18 protein-coding genes and 1 tRNA gene are annotated in these 17044 nt (G+C 66.7%); 5 read left to right on the top strand and 14 right to left on the bottom strand.

The window, feature by feature from the left end; translation table 11 throughout:
• The first annotated feature begins 96 nt into the window (after positions 1-96).
• Complete coding sequence (locus GO592_RS21545) at positions 97-1515, top strand: glucose-6-phosphate dehydrogenase (protein ID WP_133986355.1); 1419 nt, start codon at positions 97-99, stop codon at positions 1513-1515.
• 14 nt (positions 1516-1529) lie between these two features.
• Here the strand turns inward: GO592_RS21545 and GO592_RS21550 are convergent, their stop codons facing one another.
• The 8 genes from GO592_RS21550 to GO592_RS21585 form a co-directional block, all read right to left on the bottom strand.
• A complete protein-coding gene (locus GO592_RS21550; RefSeq protein ID WP_172650222.1) occupies positions 1530-2543 on the bottom strand; it encodes a hypothetical protein in 1014 nt (337 codons plus the stop codon).
• Positions 2543-3043 (bottom strand): ImmA/IrrE family metallo-endopeptidase, encoded by a 501-nt coding sequence (locus GO592_RS21555; protein WP_172650221.1) that lies wholly within the window; start codon positions 3041-3043, stop codon positions 2543-2545. The genes GO592_RS21550 and GO592_RS21555 overlap by 1 nt, the downstream gene beginning before the upstream one ends.
• Positions 3044-3045: 2 nt before the next feature.
• Positions 3046-3948: a cell surface protein gene (locus GO592_RS21560; protein WP_202714955.1), complete on the bottom strand. Its 903-nt coding sequence runs from the start codon at positions 3946-3948 to the stop codon at positions 3046-3048.
• A gap of 593 nt (positions 3949-4541) precedes the next feature.
• Positions 4542-4617 (bottom strand) — tRNA-Ala (locus GO592_RS21565).
• 97 nt (positions 4618-4714) lie between these two features.
• A complete protein-coding gene (gene sepX, locus GO592_RS21570; protein ID WP_005255377.1) occupies positions 4715-5455 on the bottom strand; it encodes a divisome protein SepX/GlpR in 741 nt (246 codons plus the stop codon).
• A 274-nt stretch (positions 5456-5729) separates the two neighbouring features.
• Positions 5730-6365: a GNAT family N-acetyltransferase gene (locus GO592_RS21575; protein WP_005238689.1), complete on the bottom strand. Its 636-nt coding sequence runs from the start codon at positions 6363-6365 to the stop codon at positions 5730-5732.
• Between the two features lie 25 nt (positions 6366-6390).
• Positions 6391-7650, bottom strand: coding sequence for a molybdotransferase-like divisome protein Glp (gene glp / locus GO592_RS21580; protein ID WP_005238688.1), 1260 nt, complete (start codon positions 7648-7650; stop codon positions 6391-6393).
• Positions 7651-7671: 21 nt separating this feature from the next.
• Positions 7672-8592, bottom strand: a complete 921-nt coding sequence (locus GO592_RS21585; RefSeq protein ID WP_005255376.1) for a UTP--glucose-1-phosphate uridylyltransferase — start codon at positions 8590-8592, stop codon at positions 7672-7674.
• Positions 8593-8697: 105 nt separating this feature from the next.
• On the opposite strand from GO592_RS21585, the gene GO592_RS21590 reads away from it, so the two are divergent.
• From GO592_RS21590 to mscL, 4 genes are all read left to right on the top strand, one after another.
• Positions 8698-9276 carry a 5-formyltetrahydrofolate cyclo-ligase gene (locus GO592_RS21590; RefSeq protein ID WP_172650219.1) on the top strand — a complete coding sequence of 193 codons (579 nt, stop codon included), beginning with the start codon at positions 8698-8700 and terminating at the stop codon, positions 9274-9276.
• 103 nt (positions 9277-9379) lie between these two features.
• The gene (locus GO592_RS21595; protein WP_005238679.1) at positions 9380-9688 is read left to right on the top strand and encodes an FmdB family zinc ribbon protein; all 309 of its coding nucleotides are present in this window, start codon (positions 9380-9382) and stop codon (positions 9686-9688) included.
• Positions 9689-9785: 97 nt separating this feature from the next.
• The gene (locus tag GO592_RS21600) at positions 9786-10499 is read left to right on the top strand and encodes an SAF domain-containing protein (protein WP_202714956.1); all 714 of its coding nucleotides are present in this window, start codon (positions 9786-9788) and stop codon (positions 10497-10499) included.
• A gap of 82 nt (positions 10500-10581) precedes the next feature.
• Positions 10582-11049, top strand: a complete 468-nt coding sequence (mscL, locus tag GO592_RS21605) for a large conductance mechanosensitive channel protein MscL (RefSeq protein ID WP_009478887.1) — start codon at positions 10582-10584, stop codon at positions 11047-11049.
• Between the two features lie 68 nt (positions 11050-11117).
• Here mscL and GO592_RS21610 read toward each other — a convergent pair whose 3' ends face one another.
• The 6 genes from GO592_RS21610 to GO592_RS21635 all read right to left on the bottom strand — a co-directional run bounded on the left by GO592_RS21610 (position 11118) and on the right by GO592_RS21635 (position 16926).
• On the bottom strand, positions 11118-11795 hold the full coding sequence (locus tag GO592_RS21610; protein ID WP_202714957.1) for an MspA family porin: 678 nt from the start codon (positions 11793-11795) through the stop codon (positions 11118-11120).
• Between the two features lie 72 nt (positions 11796-11867).
• On the bottom strand, positions 11868-12551 hold the full coding sequence (locus tag GO592_RS21615; protein WP_202714958.1) for an MspA family porin: 684 nt from the start codon (positions 12549-12551) through the stop codon (positions 11868-11870).
• A 244-nt stretch (positions 12552-12795) separates the two neighbouring features.
• A complete protein-coding gene (locus GO592_RS21620) occupies positions 12796-13461 on the bottom strand; it encodes an MspA family porin (RefSeq protein WP_202714959.1) in 666 nt (221 codons plus the stop codon).
• A 72-nt stretch (positions 13462-13533) separates the two neighbouring features.
• Positions 13534-14217, bottom strand: a complete 684-nt coding sequence (locus GO592_RS21625; protein ID WP_202714958.1) for an MspA family porin — start codon at positions 14215-14217, stop codon at positions 13534-13536.
• A 664-nt stretch (positions 14218-14881) separates the two neighbouring features.
• Positions 14882-15442, bottom strand: coding sequence for a MogA/MoaB family molybdenum cofactor biosynthesis protein (locus tag GO592_RS21630; RefSeq protein ID WP_005259905.1), 561 nt, complete (start codon positions 15440-15442; stop codon positions 14882-14884).
• Complete coding sequence (locus GO592_RS21635) at positions 15442-16926, bottom strand: trypsin-like peptidase domain-containing protein (protein WP_007301196.1); 1485 nt, start codon at positions 16924-16926, stop codon at positions 15442-15444. The genes GO592_RS21630 and GO592_RS21635 overlap by 1 nt, the downstream gene beginning before the upstream one ends.
• Between the last annotated feature and the right edge of the window lie 118 nt (positions 16927-17044).

A 17044-nucleotide genomic window follows, 5' to 3' on the forward strand; every position in this document is an offset into this window, starting at 1 on the left:
GGTCGCTCCCGACGTCCGGGTAGAAGTCACCTAACGCACCCGACGACACCGCCGGAATGCCCTGCCCGGTGTGCCCACGTGGCGCATGATGGAGCAATGGTTGACAGACCGCAGCTCGGTCCCACGATCTTCGTGCTCTTCGGTGCCACCGGGGACCTGTCCAAACGCATGGTCCTCCCCGCGTTCTTCCAGCTCGCTCGGTCAGGGCTCCTGAACTCCGAGTGGATGCTGATCGGCACCGGCCGGGGCAACGTCTCCGACGATCAGTTCCGCGACCACGTGCGCGACGTCGTGAACCAATTCGGAGTGCCGCACGACGACACAGACTGGGAGACGTTCGCCCGGCGGCTGAGATTCGCGGGCGGCGGTTTCACCCCGGACAACCCGGGAACGCTCCCCGCAGCCGTTCGGCAGGCGCGGGACGACCTCGACGCGGCAGACGCGCAGTTGGTTCACTACCTGGCCCTGCCACCCAGCACGTTCGCCGAGACCACCCGCGCGCTCGGCGCTCACGACCTGGCCCGTGGCGCACGCGTCGTGTACGAGAAACCGTTCGGGACGTCGCACGAGGCGTTCACCGAACTCGACGAAGCCGTGCACCACGTCCTCGACGAGAAGCAGATCTATCGAATCGATCATTTCCTCGGCAAGGAGAGCACCCAGAATCTGCACATTCTGCGCTTCGCGAACGGGCTGATCGAGGGCGTCTGGAACCGGGAACACGTCGAGCAGGTACAGATCGACGTGCCCGAGACACTCGACATCGACGACCGCGCCCGGTTCTACGATGCCACCGGTGCCGTCCTGGACATGCTGGTGACGCACCTGTTCCAGGTCGCCGCCGAGATCGCGATGGAGCCGCCGGAGACGTTGGGCGCCGACGATCTCCAATCCGCCCGGGAAACCGTGATCGGGGCGTTCCGTCCGCTCGACACGGCCGACGTGGTGCTCGGCCAGTACGAGGGGTACCGCGACGTCGACGGTGTCGCAGACGATTCGACGACGGAGACGTTCGTCGCCGCACGGTTGTGGGTCGACACGGACCGCTGGCGTGGGGTGCCGTTCCTCCTCCGGACCGGAAAGATGCTGGGCGTCAGCCGACAACGGGTCAGCCTCGTCTTCCGCAGTCCTCGAGGACCGCTCTCGGACATTCCGCCGGACGGCGCCGTCCTGACGTTCGATCTGTCCGGGGACGGCGAGATCGACATCTCCATGGTCGTCAAGGAACCCGGACCCGACGACACACTGTCGGTGGGCCACCTGGGCCTGCCGCTCGACACGGTACCGCTCGCCCACGCCCTCGCACCGTATTCGCGGCTCATCCTCGACGTCCTGCACGGCGACCGGTCACTGTTCACCCGCCCCGACGGCTTGGCGCACGTCTGGACCGTCGCCGACGCGCTGCTGCGTGACCCTCCCCCGGCCAAGCCGTACCCCGCGGGATCCATGGGACCGCCGGAGGCCGAAGATCTCGCCTCGCCCTGCGGGTGGCTCGTCACCGGTTCACCGGACTGACCGGCGGCTGAAGGCTATTCCGCAGACGATCCGACGGTGTCCGCCTTCACGGGAACCGGGGCCGACTTCCGGAAGTCGGCGTACGCGTCCGCGAGATCGAGCACCCATCGGCGCGGCGACATGCCCTGGGGCGGCGCGATCCACTCGGTGTCGAGGACGTCGGAGGCGACCGGGTCGTCGATCCAGCGGGCGAGAATCCGGGCGCGTTCGGCGGTCGATTCCGGCAGGTCCTGTTCGTCCGTGTCGAGCATGCCCGCGCCCGCCTGCAGGTACAGCGCATCCATGACGTGTGCGACAGCGTCGGAGGCGCGGAGGACGGTCGTGCTCCCCTTGCCGTCGCCCTCGACCACTTCGGGGAACCGTGAAACGAGCACCGAATGCAGTGTGTTCATGCGGCGCAGGTCCTGTCGTGCGCGGAACCAGGTTTCGACGAGCACCCAGACGGTGCCGACCGAGACGATCACGGCCGCGACGGTGTACGCCGGCGAGGAGCCGACGGCCCACGTCTCGCCCGACACCTCACGCACCAGTCCGACGACCGCCGCAGCCAGGACGATCGCCGATCCGACCACGATCAGTGAGATTCCGCGGCCGAGCGGTGTCCACGCGACGTGCCGGACTCCGGTCACGACCACCGCGGTCAGCGCGATCACGATGAACACCAGCGCAGGAACGGGATATCCACCGGCAAGCCCGATTCCGAGCACGACGGCCACGGTGTAGACGACCACGGCGACGGCACGCAGAGCAGGCCGCGGGAGTATCGGCCACACGGAGATCGCGCCGACCGCGCTCGCGGCGGCGAACAACGTCCACGCGAGTTCGAGGATGATCTCCGACAGCCCGACATCCGGGGCCACGGTGTCGAGGCGCCCGGCGACGTCCGGAACGGCCAACGTGGACGCCAGGGCCGCGCTGGACACCGCAACCACCATCGCCACGCGCAGCGGCGTCGGCTGACGCGCGGCGACCCGGCCGATCCGGGCACCCGCGGCAGTCCAGACCATGAGCGCAACCAGCCAGCCCATCAGCCGATCGCCTCGTCGTAGCGGAGCACGGACACGGGAGTTCCGCGCCCCTGCATCGTGTTCAACCGGATGAGCAGCATCGACGCGAACGTCTCGGCCTCCCACTCGGCCACCTCGTCGGACGGCTGCTCGTCTCCCCGCCGTCGCGACCGCTGGCTGAGCATGTAGGCGATCAGATCGTCCCCGGCTTCGAGCGTCGCGGCAACGATCTCGGCTCCTTCGTGCCGAAACACGATGTGACCCAGCTCATGCGCAAGCGTGCGGTCGAGGTCCGGCAGGCCCGGCGCCAGCACGATCACGTCCCGGTCCGGGTACGCGCGCCTCTGACCGCACACACCGGGCGCCATCGGCTTCGTGAAATCGAGTTCGATGGGACGCTGCCGTTCGCGGGCCACCGCGTCCACCACGTGCCGGAGTGTCACCGCTTCGGCCCGGGCCGCCGCGTCACACACCGCGTCCACGGCCGCCGCGACCCGACGATGAGATCTGTTCGCCCCCACGACTACATCCCTCCACTCGAAGCGGACGGGAAGAATTCCGCCCGCGCGGCCGCGATGCGCGCCTGCTGTGCGCGAGCACCCTTGAAGGTCAGCGCACCCGCCCCGCCTGCGCAGCACAACAGCACGCCGACCCCACCGAGAACGGTGATCGCAGGCAACGGCTCACTGTGGACCACCGGAACCATTCCCGGAGGCGCGGCGGCCAGGAAGTCCGGGGCCGGTGCCCCCGCAGCGGGCGACCCTCCGTCGCTGCTCGGGGTCTCGCCGGCAAGGCGATCCTGGGGTGCGGAATCCGCGGGACCACCCGCACCCGGGGCCGCCGCGGCGGCTCCAGAACCGGACCCGGAACCTCCGGCCGGCGCTCCCCCGGACGCCGGAGGTGCGGCAGGACCCTCGGATCCCGGGGCGGCAGCATTGGGACCCGCGTCGTTTCCCGAACCGTCGTCCCCGGACGTGTCCGGGCGCCCGATATCCGGTTCGGCCACGGGCGGCAACTTGATCGGACTGGGCGGAACGACCACGACCCGTGACGTCGAAGGAGTGGACGTCTCCGTGGGTTCGGCGGTGGCGGACGGTTCCGTGGTCTCGGACGGCTCGGCCGTCTCGCTGGGCTCGGCCGTATCACTTGGGTTCGCGGTCTCGCTGGGCTCCCGTGTCTCGCTGGGCTCCCGTGTCTCGCTGGGTTCCCGTGTCTCGCTGAACTCTCCGCCACCGCAGCCGCGGCGACTCTCGCACGGCGGATGAGGATGCCGGGGCTTGCCGTCGCCGGAAGACTCCGAGGAACCGTCGTCGCATCGACTATTGGCGCAGTCATGGTACTGGGGGTCGGCGGAGGCGTCGGACGGGAACACCGAGACGGTGACCCAGCCGAGCCCGGACAAGATGGCCAGCGCCAGTCCAACCATGGTCAGCCTTCGAACAACACGACGCGCGCTCACTGTGCACCCCCCCTCGTATTCACGACACCACGTCTACGGCGACGTCGCCGCTGTCATGGTATCGAGCGAACCGAGCGGAGGTGCTGGTGGTGCCGGTGTCGGGGAACCGGCACCACCAGCGGTGCCCGAGCCAGGTGGGACTCGAGCAGCTTCCGAGAACCCTTGCGGGTTCGGCGGTATCGCCTGGAGGTGCTGATCGGTCAGCGGAAGGTCGGCGTCTCCGACGCGGCCCTCGCGATTTCGAGTGGTCGGCCGGAGTTCACAGGACGTTTACCAGCAACATCGTCGCGGTGATGGTCGCGACCACCGTCGCCGGCTCCAAGAACTTCGAGATCTTGCCCATTGCCTGCATGTATTTCCACCCCGTGCGATCGACCCCTTGATGACCTACGGACAGTACACAGCATTCAGTTACCTTTTGGCAAATTATAGAGTCGGGCATTCCCGCGGCGGCCTCGCTCGACACACACCGACGATGGCGCTCACCTGGGCCGGAAGACAGAAAATGCGCCGGAATGCAGAAAAGGCACTCCCTCCGGGTGGAGTGAGTGCCTTTTCCGTGGTGGAGCTGAGGGGAATCGAACCCCTGACCTCTTCGATGCGAACGAAGCGCGCTACCAACTGCGCCACAGCCCCGCGCGGATCCTGCGATCCGCTCGGCAAACTCTAGCAGGCCACCCGCGGCGGGAGCGAATCGCCTACACCGACGTGGCTTTCGGCCCGATTCGCCCGGCTACTCACCGGCAGCTCGGCGCATCGTGGCCTGCTGCATCGGGGCGTCGTCGAAGTGTTCGAGATGATCGAATTCGGGGTCCTCGTCGTCCACTTCGAGGACCACGGCGCCCGGACGCCGCAACCGGGCCGGAATGAGGCGGAGCTCCTCGTCGCTGCGGGACTCGACACCCAACCGCGAACGGTTGAGACGCGCGGTCCGCCGACGACGGATCTCCTGCTCGATCTGAACCTGCCGGCGCAGATACGCCAAGTAGCCGAAAAGACCGACCACACCGGCCGCGAACACCCACCACATCAGCGGCGAGATGATCAGCCCGAGCGCCGCCGACATGATTGTCGCGAACACCAGCCCGAGAACCGACCGCTGCCGGAACGCGTACCGGGCCTCGCGCGCGATCGCGTCGGCCTCGGGATCGAAGCCGCCACGCCCCCGGCGCGCCGGTACGTACTCACCCACCGGTGCCCGCTCGCCGTCGAACTCGTCTTCCTCTGCGTGAGTGTCCACAAGGTCCTCCGCGTCGTAGCCGTAGTGGTCCGGTTCCGGTTGCCAGTACGGGTCGCTGCGGTGTCCAGCCGCGGGTCCACGCTGCACGGGACGTTCGTCACCGCGGTGCAGCACACGCGTCGCGAGTGCTGCGTCACTGGTTTGCCGAATCCGGGGGCGGTTGTTCACCAGCATCGGAACCAGGACGAAGAGCCACACGACGACGAGCCCGATCCAGAGAAACGAGTTCGGCATACGGCGACCTCCTCCCAATCGTCTACCAGCATGGATACCGCTGTTGACCCACCCAGGCTAACCGCATGAACACGCACATCTTCGCAGACGCGCCGATCTCACCATACTCAGGTGTCACATGCGTAACGCGAAAATGTGGTGCTCGACATGCCCCGAGAAGGCAGAGGGAACGATCCGGCAAAGACTCGCCGAAAGCGGAGCCCCGGTCAGGAAGCTTTGATACCGTGAGATAACTGCCGCGTAGCTGGACGTTTGTCCATGTCCGCTACGGCGGTCACGCCCAGGTGGCTTTGCCACTCCGCACGAGCGAATCCGCCACCGTGCCGGGCACGTCCTCGACGGTCATGCCGACCAGAATGTGGTCGCGCCACTGCCCGTCGACGTCCAGGTAGCGCTTGAGGAGACCCTCCTCGCGGAAGCCGACGTTGCGGAGCACCGCCTGGCTCGCCAGGTTCTCCGGACGCACGGTGGCCTCCACGCGATGCAACCCCACGGGCCCGAAGGCATGATCGAGCCCCAGCGCGAGTGCGCCCGTGGCCACCCCGAGCCCGTTGACGTCGCTGGCCACCCAGTAACCGATCCAGGCGGAGCGCAGTGCACCCCGCACCACGTTGCCGATCGTGATCTGGCCGCAGAAATTGCCGTCGAGTTCGATGGCCATCGGCAGCATGCGACCCTTCCGGGCCTCCGAACGCAAACTGCTGCACAGTCCGGGCCATCCCGAAATATGGTGGCGCGCTTCCCAGGGCGCCTCCCCGGTCGGTTCCCACGGTTCGAGGTGCGCGCGGTCGCGGGTGCGCAGACGGCTCCACGCCGACGCGTCACGCAACCTGATGGCGCGCACGGTGACGACGCCACCCTTCACCCGCAAGGGCCCGAGATGCGGCGGCCAACCCGGATGCTGTGTCATCCCGTCTCACACTGTCGCGGTGCCATCAGCCCCGCTGCGCCAGAAAAGCCACGTCCACCTGATCACCGGTCCGGACCTCGGTGATCTCGGGGTCGATGAGGACAAGGCAATTGGCCTCGGCCAGCGTGGCGAGCAGGTGTGAGGACGCGCCCGGCGCCCCGCCGAGAGCTTGGACGAGGTACTCCCCCGTGGCCTCGTCGCGCATGAGCTGACCTCGGAGAAAACCCTTGCGGTGCTCGATGGACGTGATGGGTGCGACGGTGCGGGCGGTGACGACGCGTCGCATCGGCTGCCTACGCCCCAGCGCGATGCGGATCAACGGGCGCACCATCACCTCGAACACCACGAGGGCGCTCACCGGATTGGACGGGAGCAGGAACGTCGGGACCTCGTCCCGGCCCAGCTGGCCGAAACCCTGGACCGATCCCGGATGCATTGCGACGCGGTCGACCTCGAGGTTGCCGAGATCGGCGAGTGCGTCCCGCACGTCCTCGGAGGCGCCGCCGCCGACCGCACCCGCGATGACGACGATCTCGGACCGGATCAGCTGACCTTCCACCACCTCGCGCAGCCGACGGGCATCGGCGTTCGCGATACCGACCCGGTTGACGTCGGCGCCGGCGTCGCGGGCGGCGGCGGCCAGCGCGTAGGAGTTGACGTCGTAGACCTGGCCGGGACCGGGGGTCCGGTCGACGTCGACGAGTTCGCCACCGACCGAGATGACGGACAGCCGCGGCCGCGGATGCACGAGCACCTTGTCTCGACCCACCGCCGCCAGCAACCCGACCTGCGCGGCCCCGATGATGGTGCCTGCCCGGACCGCGACGTCTCCGGGCTGCACGTCGTCGCCGGCCCGGCGCACGTAGTCGCCGGAGCGGACGGGTTTGTAGATCTTGACGCGGGCCCGGCCGCCATCCGTGCGGTCGAGCGGAAGAACGGCGTCGGCGAGCGTCGGGAGCGGAGCGCCCGTGTCGACCTTGACGGCCTGACGCGGTTGCAGCCGGATCGGCTGCCGCGAACCTGCCGTGACCTCACCGACCACGGGGAGCGACAGTTCGACGGGCGCACCGTCGTCGTCCCGGATGTCGGTTCCGGCGGCCTGGACGTCGACGCTACGGACGGCGTAGCCGTCGATCGCAGCCTGGTCGAAACCGGGAAGCGGACGCTCGGTGACCACCTCTTCGGCACACAGCAGCCCCTGGGCTTCGGAGATCGCCACACGGACCGGCCGCGGCGCCACCGCGGCCGCGGTCACGATCGTCTGTTGCTCCTCGACCGACCGCAAGTTCTTGCCTCCCGAGCTTCTCTAGGAATCCGTCCGCTTCAATCGGTCGATCAGCCATTCGCGCAACGACGGGCCGTACTCCTCCATGTCCAACGCAAAGTCAACCGCAGCACGGAGGTAGCCGCCGGGATTTCCGAGATCGTGTCTCGTGCCTCGGTGCACGACGACGTGAACGGGGTGGCCTTCCTTGATGAGGAGGGCGATGGCGTCGGTGAGCTGGAGCTCGCCGCCGGCGCCGGGTTCGATTCGCCGCAGCGCATCGAAGATCGCCCGGTCGAGGAGGTAGCGACCTGCGGCGGCGAACGTGGACGGCGCATCCTCGATGGCCGGTTTCTCGACCATGCCGATGACCTTGAGGACGTCCGGGTTGGTGGCGTCGGGAACCGTCTCGACCTCGAAGACGCCGTACGCGCTCACCTGGTCCTTGGGTACGTCGATGGCGCAGAGGACGGTGCCACCACGCTTGCGGCGGACCCGCGACATCGTCTCGAGCACTCCGCGCGGCATCACCAGGTCGTCCGGGAGGAGCACGGCGATAGCGTCCTCGTCGTCGTCGAGGACCGATTCCGCGCAGCCGACCGCGTGGCCCAGGCCGAGAGGCTCGTCCTGGACTACGGATTCCACCTCGAGCAGGCCGGGAGCCTTGCGCACCTTCTCGAGCAGGTGATACTTGCCGCTGGCCTCGAGCTTGCTCTCGAGCACGAGATCCTCGACGAAGTGGGCGACCACCCCGTCCTTACCCGGCGATGTCACGATCACGAGTCGGCCGGCGCCCGAATCCGCGGCCTCTCCGGCCACCAGTTCGATACCCGGGGTATCCACGACCGGGAGCAGCTCTTTCGGCACGGTCTTGGTCGCGGGGAGGAATCGCGTACCCATTCCCGCTGCGGGCACTACAGCCGTGCGAAAGGCGCTGGCGGTGTGCGGTGCGGCGTCTGTCATGACCACACCATAACCGTGCGGACCTACTCGACAGTCACCAAGTTCCTGTCAGTAACCTCCCTGAACCCGTCGGGGACGCTCACCGGCCGGCTCTAAGGTTGGGGCATGCACGCACGAACGAAGGACGAGTGGCGGCAACTGGTGCTCTCCGGGCGGCGCGCGCTGACCCCCGAACTCCGCATCGCCGAGGACCGGGCGCTTGTCGCGCTCGCCACACAGGGAATCGCCGGTGGATCAACCGTGTGCGCCTACGTTCCCACTGCGCTGGAGCCCGGGTCGCTGGACTTTCTCGACGCCCTCCGACGGGTCGCCGGACGCGTCCTCGTGCCCGTCACCCGCGATCCGGGTCCGCTCCACTGGTCCGAGTTCACGGGCGCGGATGGTCTCGCCGACGCGAGTTACGGCCTCCGCGAGCCGACCGGGCCGGTGTGGGAACCCGACGAGATCCGTTCGGCCGGGACCATTTTCGTTCCCGCCCTGGCCGTCGACCGGCGGGGGGTGCGACTCGGCCGCGGCGCGGGCTTCTACGACCGGACTCTCGGCCTCGCCGCCTCCGACGCGCGGCTGATCACGGTGGTCCGCGACGAGGAACTAGTGTCCGAGCTGCCCGAGGACCCCCATGACGTACGTATGGGATGGGCGCTCACCCCAGGCTCGGGCCTCGTCCCGCTCGGCGACCGCTGAGGACGTTTCCCGCCCGGAATAGTTCTCTGATTAGCGTTGTTGGCACTGTCGACTGTAGAGTGCTAACACCTGCGGTTTGACTACACAGTGCGGAGGAACCCCGGTGCCCACTTATTCATATGCGTGCACGGCATGCGACAACCGTTTCGACATCGTCCAGTCGTTCAGTGATGACTCCCTGACCGTCTGCCCCGCGTGCTCGGGCAAGCTTCGCAAACTGTTCAACTCCGTCGGCATCGTCTTCAAGGGCAGTGGTTTCTACCGCACCGACAGCCGCGGCACGTCCGGCGCAGCAAGCGAGCCGGCCAAGACCGATTCTGCTCCCGCCGCGAAGTCGGAAAGTTCGTCGACGGCCTCGTCCAGCTCGTCGAGCACCGCGACCGCCGCACCGGCCAAGGCTGCTGCCAGCTAGTTCTCGCGTCTCCGCGAGTTATCCACAACTTCTCGTCCATCCACAGGCGGGCCCTTTCGGCGTACCCACGGGCCGGCCGGTCTCCTAGCGTCGAACCATGTCGTTCGATCCTGTCCAGACCGGTCGCCGCCGGTCGAACCGAGCACACCGAAGCCTGAGCCCGTCGTGGGCCGACCGGCTGTCGGATCTCGCCCATCCCGGATGGGCCCGCACCCTCGTCGCCAGACGCGTCCTGGCCGCCGCGCTGGTCTGCCTCGCACTGGCGCTCCTCGCCCGCGGAGACCCCGACTCTGCCCGCTCCACAGTCGTGGTGGCCGCCCGGGATCTGCAACCGGGCGTCGTTCTCACGGACGCCGACGTGGAACTGGTGGAACTCGAGGCAGGGACCCTCCCCGACGGGGCCGTCACCGCATTGGCGGACGTCGCCGGGCGCACCCTCGCCGGACCGACCCGCGCCGGAGAAGCCCTCACCGACGTCCGGGTACTGGGACCCCGTCTGGCCGCGGCAGCAGCGGGCATGGACGACGCCCGGATCGTCCCCGTCCGGCTCGCCGACCCCGCTGTCACGGAACTTCTACGTGAGGGCGATCGCGTCGATGTACTCACGGTCGATCCCGACACACCAGCGAATCCGGACCGGCGGTCCGGCGCCACCGTGCTGGCGTCCCGCGCCGTCGTGGTGTTGGTGACACCGTCCGAGAACGGACGCGACCAGCGCGAACGCGTGGTGATGCTGGCTCTTCCGGCATCCGAGGCCATGACGGTGGCCGCGGCATCCCTCACGAGCGCGATCACCGTGACCTTCCAGTGACCCGTCACGCGGAGCCGCGCTGATCTAGGCTTTTCTGCGAACAGTGCTGGATGACATGCCACCCACTCGAGGAGACGTCGACATGCTCAAGGGATTCAAGGACTTCCTGCTCCGGGGGAACGTCCTCGACCTCGCCGTCGCGGTCGTAGTCGGAGCCGCGTTCACCGCCATCGTCACAGCGTTCACCAATAACGTGATCAATCCGTTGATCGCCGTTGCGGGCGGCGCCAACGATCTGGGCTGGGGTTACCAGATTCTCTCCGACAACCCGGCCACCTTCATCAACATCGGCGCCGTCATCACGGCCGTGATCAACTTCGTGATCATCGCCGCAGTCGTGTACTTCATTCTCATCGTCCCGGCCAATGCCGCGAAGAAGCGGTTCATCACCGAGCCCGCAGACAAGAAGGCCAGTGAGGCCGATCTACTGATCCAGATCCGGGACATCCTCGAATCGAGCCTCGAAACCAACGGCGCGACAGCGAGTCCCGACGGAGCGCACGCGATGACCGCGGACAAGGCCGCGAACCTCGAGCAGACCCGCGAATAGCTTCAGACGACTCCGGGCCCGTGCAGCAGCTGCATGCACGGGCCCGGAGCCATGGGTGGAACGAATTATCAGCCGAGGCTGAAGGGCTGTCCCCACAGGGTGACGGTGCTGCTCACGTTGTCCGTCTCGACAGACACGTTCACGTACGACCGCGCTTGGGCGTAGCCGGCGCAACCGCTCACGCCGAGGGTCGAGTCGGCCCAGGTAATGGAACCGTCGGTGCCCTCGAAGCTGTTGTATGCCGAGTGTGACTCTCCGCCGTAGGCGTCGGCCGATTCGAGGTCGAGGATGTCGACGCTGACAGCCTCACCTGGACCGAGGGTGATGCCGGCGCTCGTGCCGCCGTCGACAGGAACCGAGACGGTACCGTCAGCATTCATCACCGGAGTTGAGCCTGCTTCACCGCCTGCCTCCGCACCGAAGTCGACCTGGCAGGCCACGACGTAGCCGGGCTGGATGTCTGCGCCGGTCGCTCCGGCGCCTTCCAGATGGACGGCGGCCTTGCCGGACACCCAGACGTTGCGGTGCAACGGAGTCGCACCCATCGACGGCGAGATGTTCGCACTCTCATCCGTCAGGTTCACCGTCACCACGGTGCCGTCAGCCAGCGTCTGCGTGATCGAACCACCGGGCAGCGGAACGAACGTATCGGCGTTCGCCGCACCGACGGAGAAGAAGCCCATGGTCGCGGCAGCAGCGGCACCGACCGCCGCCAGACGCACACCGTTCTTACGGTTGATGATCATTGTTCCCTCTCAGGGATAGAAACCTCGCACACGCGAGAAGGTGGGTGGGAAGAACTGCGAAAGAGACCGAAATCAGCCGATGCTGAACGGCGCACCGTACAGAACGGTCTTCGAGTAGTCGTTACCCACGATCTCCACGACCGAGTACGACCGAGCCTGCGCGAAACCACCGCACTTCTGCACCTGCAACTCCGCATCCTGGTACTGCAGCGCGTACACGCCGTCCTTCTTGATGTCCTTCGAAGCAACCGGCACGTACTTGATCTCACCCGAGTTCAACGGCACCGTCAGGCCCAGACCAGTGGCCGTCGTGCTCATGTCCATGCTGAACGACGGCTTCGCCGACAGACCGGTGATGTCCACCTGGCAACCCACGATGTACCCGGTCGTCACACGCGAAACACCATGCGTCGTCGACGCATTCGTACCGTTGTAGGTACCCGCATTGTTCGTCGTGCTGTTCGCCTCCGGAACCTCGGTGACCTCCTTGATGCCCTTGACATCAGCAGTCACAGTTCCCGACACCCACGCCACACGACCGGCGCCATTGGCAGCCAACGACGGCGACGACAGAGCGCTCTCCGCAGTACGCGTCAACGTCGCATTCGGACCGGCCTTCGAACCATCAGGCAGCGGGATGAAAGTATCCGCGCTCGCCGCACCAGTGGACATCAAACCGAGTGCAACAGCCGCAGCAGCACCCAGGCCTGCAATACGGGCGCCACGGCGCAGGCCGGACTTGCGGTTCTCGCTCATTCGTTCCCCTCATCAGGCGTGGTTGCTCCGACCTTCGGAGAAAGCCCTACCACCTAGCGAGGTCCAAAGTTAGAGCATTCGAGTCTGAAACGTAATATCCGGAAAGGCACATTTACGTAAGCGTTACCCGCCATAAAGGCGCGTTATTTGCGCGTAATAGTCAATTTCAAACGCCAGAAATCGGGGCGCGGGATATTCCCACGCCCCGATTCCGGGTAATTTCTGCCTATTTATGGAGAGAGCATCAGCCGATGCTGAAGGGCTGTCCCCACAGGGTGACGTTGCTGCTCACGTTGTCGGTGCTGACAGCAACCTTGACGTAGCTGCGTGCCTGGGCGTACCCGGCGCAGCCGCTGACGCCGAGGGTCGAGTCGGCCCAGGTGACCGAACCGGTCTTGCCCGTGAACTTGTTGCCGCCGGTGTGCGACTCGGCTCCGTAGGCGTCCTTCTTCTCGAGGTCGAGAATGGTGACGTTCTTGGCCTGGCCGGGGCCAAGGGTCACGTTGCCACTGACGCTCGGGGTAATCGTTCCCGTACCGTCAGCCTTGGTCGAGCTCTTCATGTCGCCGCCTGTACCAGCGCCGAAGTCGATCTGGCATGCCAGAACGTAGCCGGGGGTGATGGTGGCACCCTTCGCCCCGGCGCCCTCCAAGTCCACCTGGGCCCGGCCGTTGACCCAGACGTTGCGGTGCAACGGAGTCGCACCCATCGACGGCGAGATGTTCGCACTCTCATCCGTCAGGTTCACCGTCACCACGGTGCCGTCAGCCAGCGTCTGCGTGATCGAACCACCGGGCAGCGGAACGAACGTATCGGCGTTCGCCGCACCGACGGAGAAGAAGCCCATGGTCGCGGCAGCAGCGGCACCGACCGCCGCCAGACGCACACCGTTCTTACGGTTGATGATCATTGTTCCCTCTCAGGGATAGAAACCTCGCACACGCGAGAAGGTGGGTGGGAAGAACTGCGAAAGAGACCGAAATCAGCCGATGCTGAACGGCGCACCGTACAGAACGGTCTTCGAGTAGTCGTTACCCACGATCTCCACGACCGAGTACGACCGAGCCTGCGCGAAACCACCGCACTTCTGCACCTGCAACTCCGCATCCTGGTACTGCAGCGCGTACACGCCGTCCTTCTTGATGTCCTTCGAAGCAACCGGCACGTACTTGATCTCACCCGAGTTCAACGGCACCGTCAGGCCCAGACCAGTGGCCGTCGTGCTCATGTCCATGCTGAACGACGGCTTCGCCGACAGACCGGTGATGTCCACCTGGCAACCCACGATGTACCCGGTCGTCACACGCGAAACACCATGCGTCGTCGACGCATTCGTACCGTTGTAGGTACCCGCATTGTTCGTCGTGCTGTTCGCCTCCGGAACCTCGGTGACCTCCTTGATGCCCTTGACATCAGCAGTCACAGTTCCCGACACCCACGCCACACGACCGGCGCCATTGGCAGCCAACGACGGCGACGACAGAGCGCTCTCCGCAGTACGCGTCAACGTCGCATTCGGACCGGCCTTCGAACCATCAGGCAGCGGGATGAAAGTATCCGCGCTCGCCGCACCAGTGGACATCAAACCGAGTGCAACAGCCGCAGCAGCACCCAGGCCTGCAATACGGGCGCCACGGCGCAGGCCGGACTTGCGGTTCTCGCTCATTCGTTCCCCTCATCAGGATTCGTGCAGGTTCCCAGCCCCGACGATCGAAGCTGAGGAGTGGTCCATTTCGGGCCCAGCGCAGTATTCGCAGCAAAGGTGTCCGCAGCGTGAACTGCGGACGACCAGTTGCCGGAATTTCGACACTAGAGACAAACCTCACAAGGAGGCTCGTCCGGGCGACGACGTGGCACCACGCCCCGCCCTCCATCTTCGTACTGACTCGTCAGGGACATTAACCCGAGCTAAGAACCTGGGCAACGTGATCAGCTCGTGACGCAATTGTGATGTGCCTCACAAAGTTGAAAACGAAACGTTACCTACGGGTAGCCCCGCTTTTGGGTCGCGTGAACGAAAGCGGCCGTACCAGTGGTTTTCCGGGCGCGATTTTTTCCGTTACTTTCGACAACACTTAGATTCATCCAGATTTCAATCACGCGTCTACCCGTGATGAGGGGGAACCTGACGCCGAATCCACTCCTCGGACTCGTTGCGTTTGTCCACATACTGAGACGCCTCGTCCTGTCCGCGTTCGTCCGCGGTGGTGTCGGGGAAGACGTCCCCGAAGATGCGTTCGAGCCGGGCCTTGTCGATCGGGGCCCGGCTCGGAACTGCCTGCTCGTCGGTCTCGCTTGGCGAGTCCGGCTCGTCGGAACGAGAAATCGTCTCAGCCTTCCAGACCGGACAATTCGGAAATCACGTGCGCCGCGAGCGGCGTCAGGGTGGCCATGCCGTCCCGGACCGCGGCGCGGGAGGAAGCGAGGTTTACCACGAGCGTGCTGCCGGACACTCCGGCGAGCCCGCGGGAAAGGCCCGCGTCCAGCGAACCGGCGGCGAGACCCGAAGACCGGAGGGCCTCCGAGATTCCCGGAATCTCGCGGTCGAGGACCTCGGCCGTGACGTCGGGGGCGACGTCGCGCGGCGACACGCCGGTACCGCCGACCGAGACGACGAGGTCGACGCCGCCGATGACGGCGGTGTTGAGCGCGTTGCGGATCTCCACCTCGTCGGCCGCCACCGCCACGATGGCGTCGACGATGAAGCCGGCCTCGTTCAGCAGTTCTGTCACCAGGGGCCCGATGGAGTCCTTGCCGTCACCGTGAGCGGTGCGGTCGTCGACGATTACCACCAGCGCGCGGCCGGCCAGCGAGGCTTCGATATCCATGGTCCCTACCGTAGTGGCCCCGTTCAGAACGGACTCGACCTGCCCGAGAATGCCCGCGTTCATCAGCGGCCACCCTGTTCGGCGGTTCCGAGCGTGACGTCGACGGTCTTGGAATTGGATCCGTTCCCGTCGGTGTAGGTGATGGACACATTGTCTCCCGGTGCGTGTGAGCGGATGGCGGCGATGAGCGCGTCGCCACTGGTGATGACGCGGTCGTCGACCTTGGTGATCACCGACCCCTTCGGAATTCCCGCCTTCTCCGCCGGGCTGCCCGACGTGACCTCGACGACGGTGGCACCGTTGGCGGCGTCTTGCGACGGGACCTGGATCCCGATGACGGCCTGGGTGGCCTTGCCTGTCTTGACCAGCTCGTCCGCGATGCGCCGGGCCTGGTCGACCGGGATCGCGAAGCCGAGTCCGATGGATCCGCTCTGCTCGCCCGCACCCGAACCGCCGATACTCGCGATGGCGGTGTTGATGCCGATCAGCTGGCCGTCCATGTTGACGAGGGCGCCGCCCGAGTTGCCCGGGTTGATCGCCGCATCCGTCTGGAGGGCGTCGATGACGGTGTTCTGGTTGCCGGACTCACCACTGGTGGACACCGGGCGATTGAGCGCCGAGATGATGCCCTCGGTGACGGTCCCGGCCAGGCCGAGGGGCGACCCGATCGCAACGACCTGTTGCCCGACCTGGACGTTGCCGGACGTTCCCAGCTCGATCGGAGTGAGATCGGTCTTGCCGTCCACCTTGATGACCGCGAGATCGGACACCGGGTCGGCGCCGACCAGCTTGGCGTCCGCCGTGCTGCCGTCCGAGAAGGCGACGGTCAGCTTGCCGCCCTTCGCGGCCGCGCCTGCCACGTGATTGTTGGTGAGGATCATGCCGTCGGACGAGATGACGATGCCGGATCCTTCTCCACCCGAACCGCCTGCCGTCGCCACCTCGATCTGGACGACGCTCGGGACCACCTTGTTCGCGACCGCCTGCACCGAACCTGCCGGTGCGTTCGCGGCCGGGGTCGCGGTGTTGTTCTTGGGGGCGTCGAGGGAGTTGGTCACCGCGGCGCCGCTGCCGTTCCGTTCGGTTGCCAGGGAGCCCACGACGCCACCGATACCGCCGCTCACGAGAGCGAGCGCCACAGCGCCCACCACGATGGCGGTGCGGGCGGGACGCTTGGTCGCGGTCGCCGTCGACCCCTCCCCGGCCTGCCCGGGGCCCTGAAGGCCGGGGAACGGGCCCTGAGGCGCCCCGTGCTGCCCGGCCGCGTGCTGGGCACCCGGGTGTCCCGGAGCGCCGTGCTGAGGCTGCCCGAACTGCTGTGTGGGCTGGTGCGGCACACCGTACGGGTTGCCCTGGGGGTACCCGGCGCCGTAAGCCTGCTGACCCATCGGACCGCCCGTGGGGTGCTGCGGTACGGCCGGAAACTGCTCGGTCGGGTGGTGACCCGGCGCCGCCTGCGGGTGGGCAGGCTGATCGGGGCGCGCGCCCTGGTCACCACCCGCATTGTCGCGGCTGTTGCCGTCGTGGCTGTTTCGATCTTCGGTCATCGCATCACTTCCATCTCCCGCGACCGCCCGCAGGGGCAGTCGCACCGTCTCTGTCTACGAGAGTGCCCGGTGGGACTGAGAAGGTCCTGAGACCGGCCTTTGAGTAAGCCGAGACCCT

Origin of the sequence: Rhodococcus sp. 21391 (assembly GCF_016772255.1) — a bacterium.
GTDB classification, from domain to species: domain Bacteria; phylum Actinomycetota; class Actinomycetes; order Mycobacteriales; family Mycobacteriaceae; genus Rhodococcus_F; species Rhodococcus_F opacus.

Excerpts from the sequence above, each read along its gene's own strand:
- GO592_RS21600 (WP_202714956.1), top strand. The coding sequence starts at position 9,786 with ATGTCGTTCGATCCTGTCCAGACCGGTCGCCGCCGGTCGAACCGAGCA.
- GO592_RS21575 (WP_005238689.1), bottom strand. The coding sequence starts at position 6,365 with ATGACACAGCATCCGGGTTGGCCGCCGCATCTCGGGCCCTTGCGGGTG.
- GO592_RS21620 (WP_202714959.1), bottom strand. The coding sequence starts at position 13,461 with ATGATCATCAACCGTAAGAACGGTGTGCGTCTGGCGGCGGTCGGTGCC.
- GO592_RS21560 (WP_202714955.1), bottom strand. The coding sequence starts at position 3,948 with ATGGTTGGACTGGCGCTGGCCATCTTGTCCGGGCTCGGCTGGGTCACC.
- GO592_RS21545 (WP_133986355.1), top strand. The coding sequence starts at position 97 with ATGGTTGACAGACCGCAGCTCGGTCCCACGATCTTCGTGCTCTTCGGT.
- GO592_RS21615 (WP_202714958.1), bottom strand. The coding sequence starts at position 12,551 with ATGAGCGAGAACCGCAAGTCCGGCCTGCGCCGTGGCGCCCGTATTGCA.
- GO592_RS21610 (WP_202714957.1), bottom strand. The coding sequence starts at position 11,795 with ATGATCATCAACCGTAAGAACGGTGTGCGTCTGGCGGCGGTCGGTGCC.
- GO592_RS21625 (WP_202714958.1), bottom strand. The coding sequence starts at position 14,217 with ATGAGCGAGAACCGCAAGTCCGGCCTGCGCCGTGGCGCCCGTATTGCA.
- GO592_RS21635 (WP_007301196.1), bottom strand. The coding sequence starts at position 16,926 with ATGACCGAAGATCGAAACAGCCACGACGGCAACAGCCGCGACAATGCG.
- GO592_RS21550 (WP_172650222.1), bottom strand. The coding sequence starts at position 2,543 with ATGGGCTGGCTGGTTGCGCTCATGGTCTGGACTGCCGCGGGTGCCCGG.
- mscL (WP_009478887.1), top strand. The coding sequence starts at position 10,582 with ATGCTCAAGGGATTCAAGGACTTCCTGCTCCGGGGGAACGTCCTCGAC.
- GO592_RS21590 (WP_172650219.1), top strand. The coding sequence starts at position 8,698 with ATGCACGCACGAACGAAGGACGAGTGGCGGCAACTGGTGCTCTCCGGG.
- GO592_RS21630 (WP_005259905.1), bottom strand. The coding sequence starts at position 15,442 with ATGAACGCGGGCATTCTCGGGCAGGTCGAGTCCGTTCTGAACGGGGCC.
- GO592_RS21585 (WP_005255376.1), bottom strand. The coding sequence starts at position 8,592 with ATGACAGACGCCGCACCGCACACCGCCAGCGCCTTTCGCACGGCTGTA.
- sepX (WP_005255377.1), bottom strand. The coding sequence starts at position 5,455 with ATGCCGAACTCGTTTCTCTGGATCGGGCTCGTCGTCGTGTGGCTCTTC.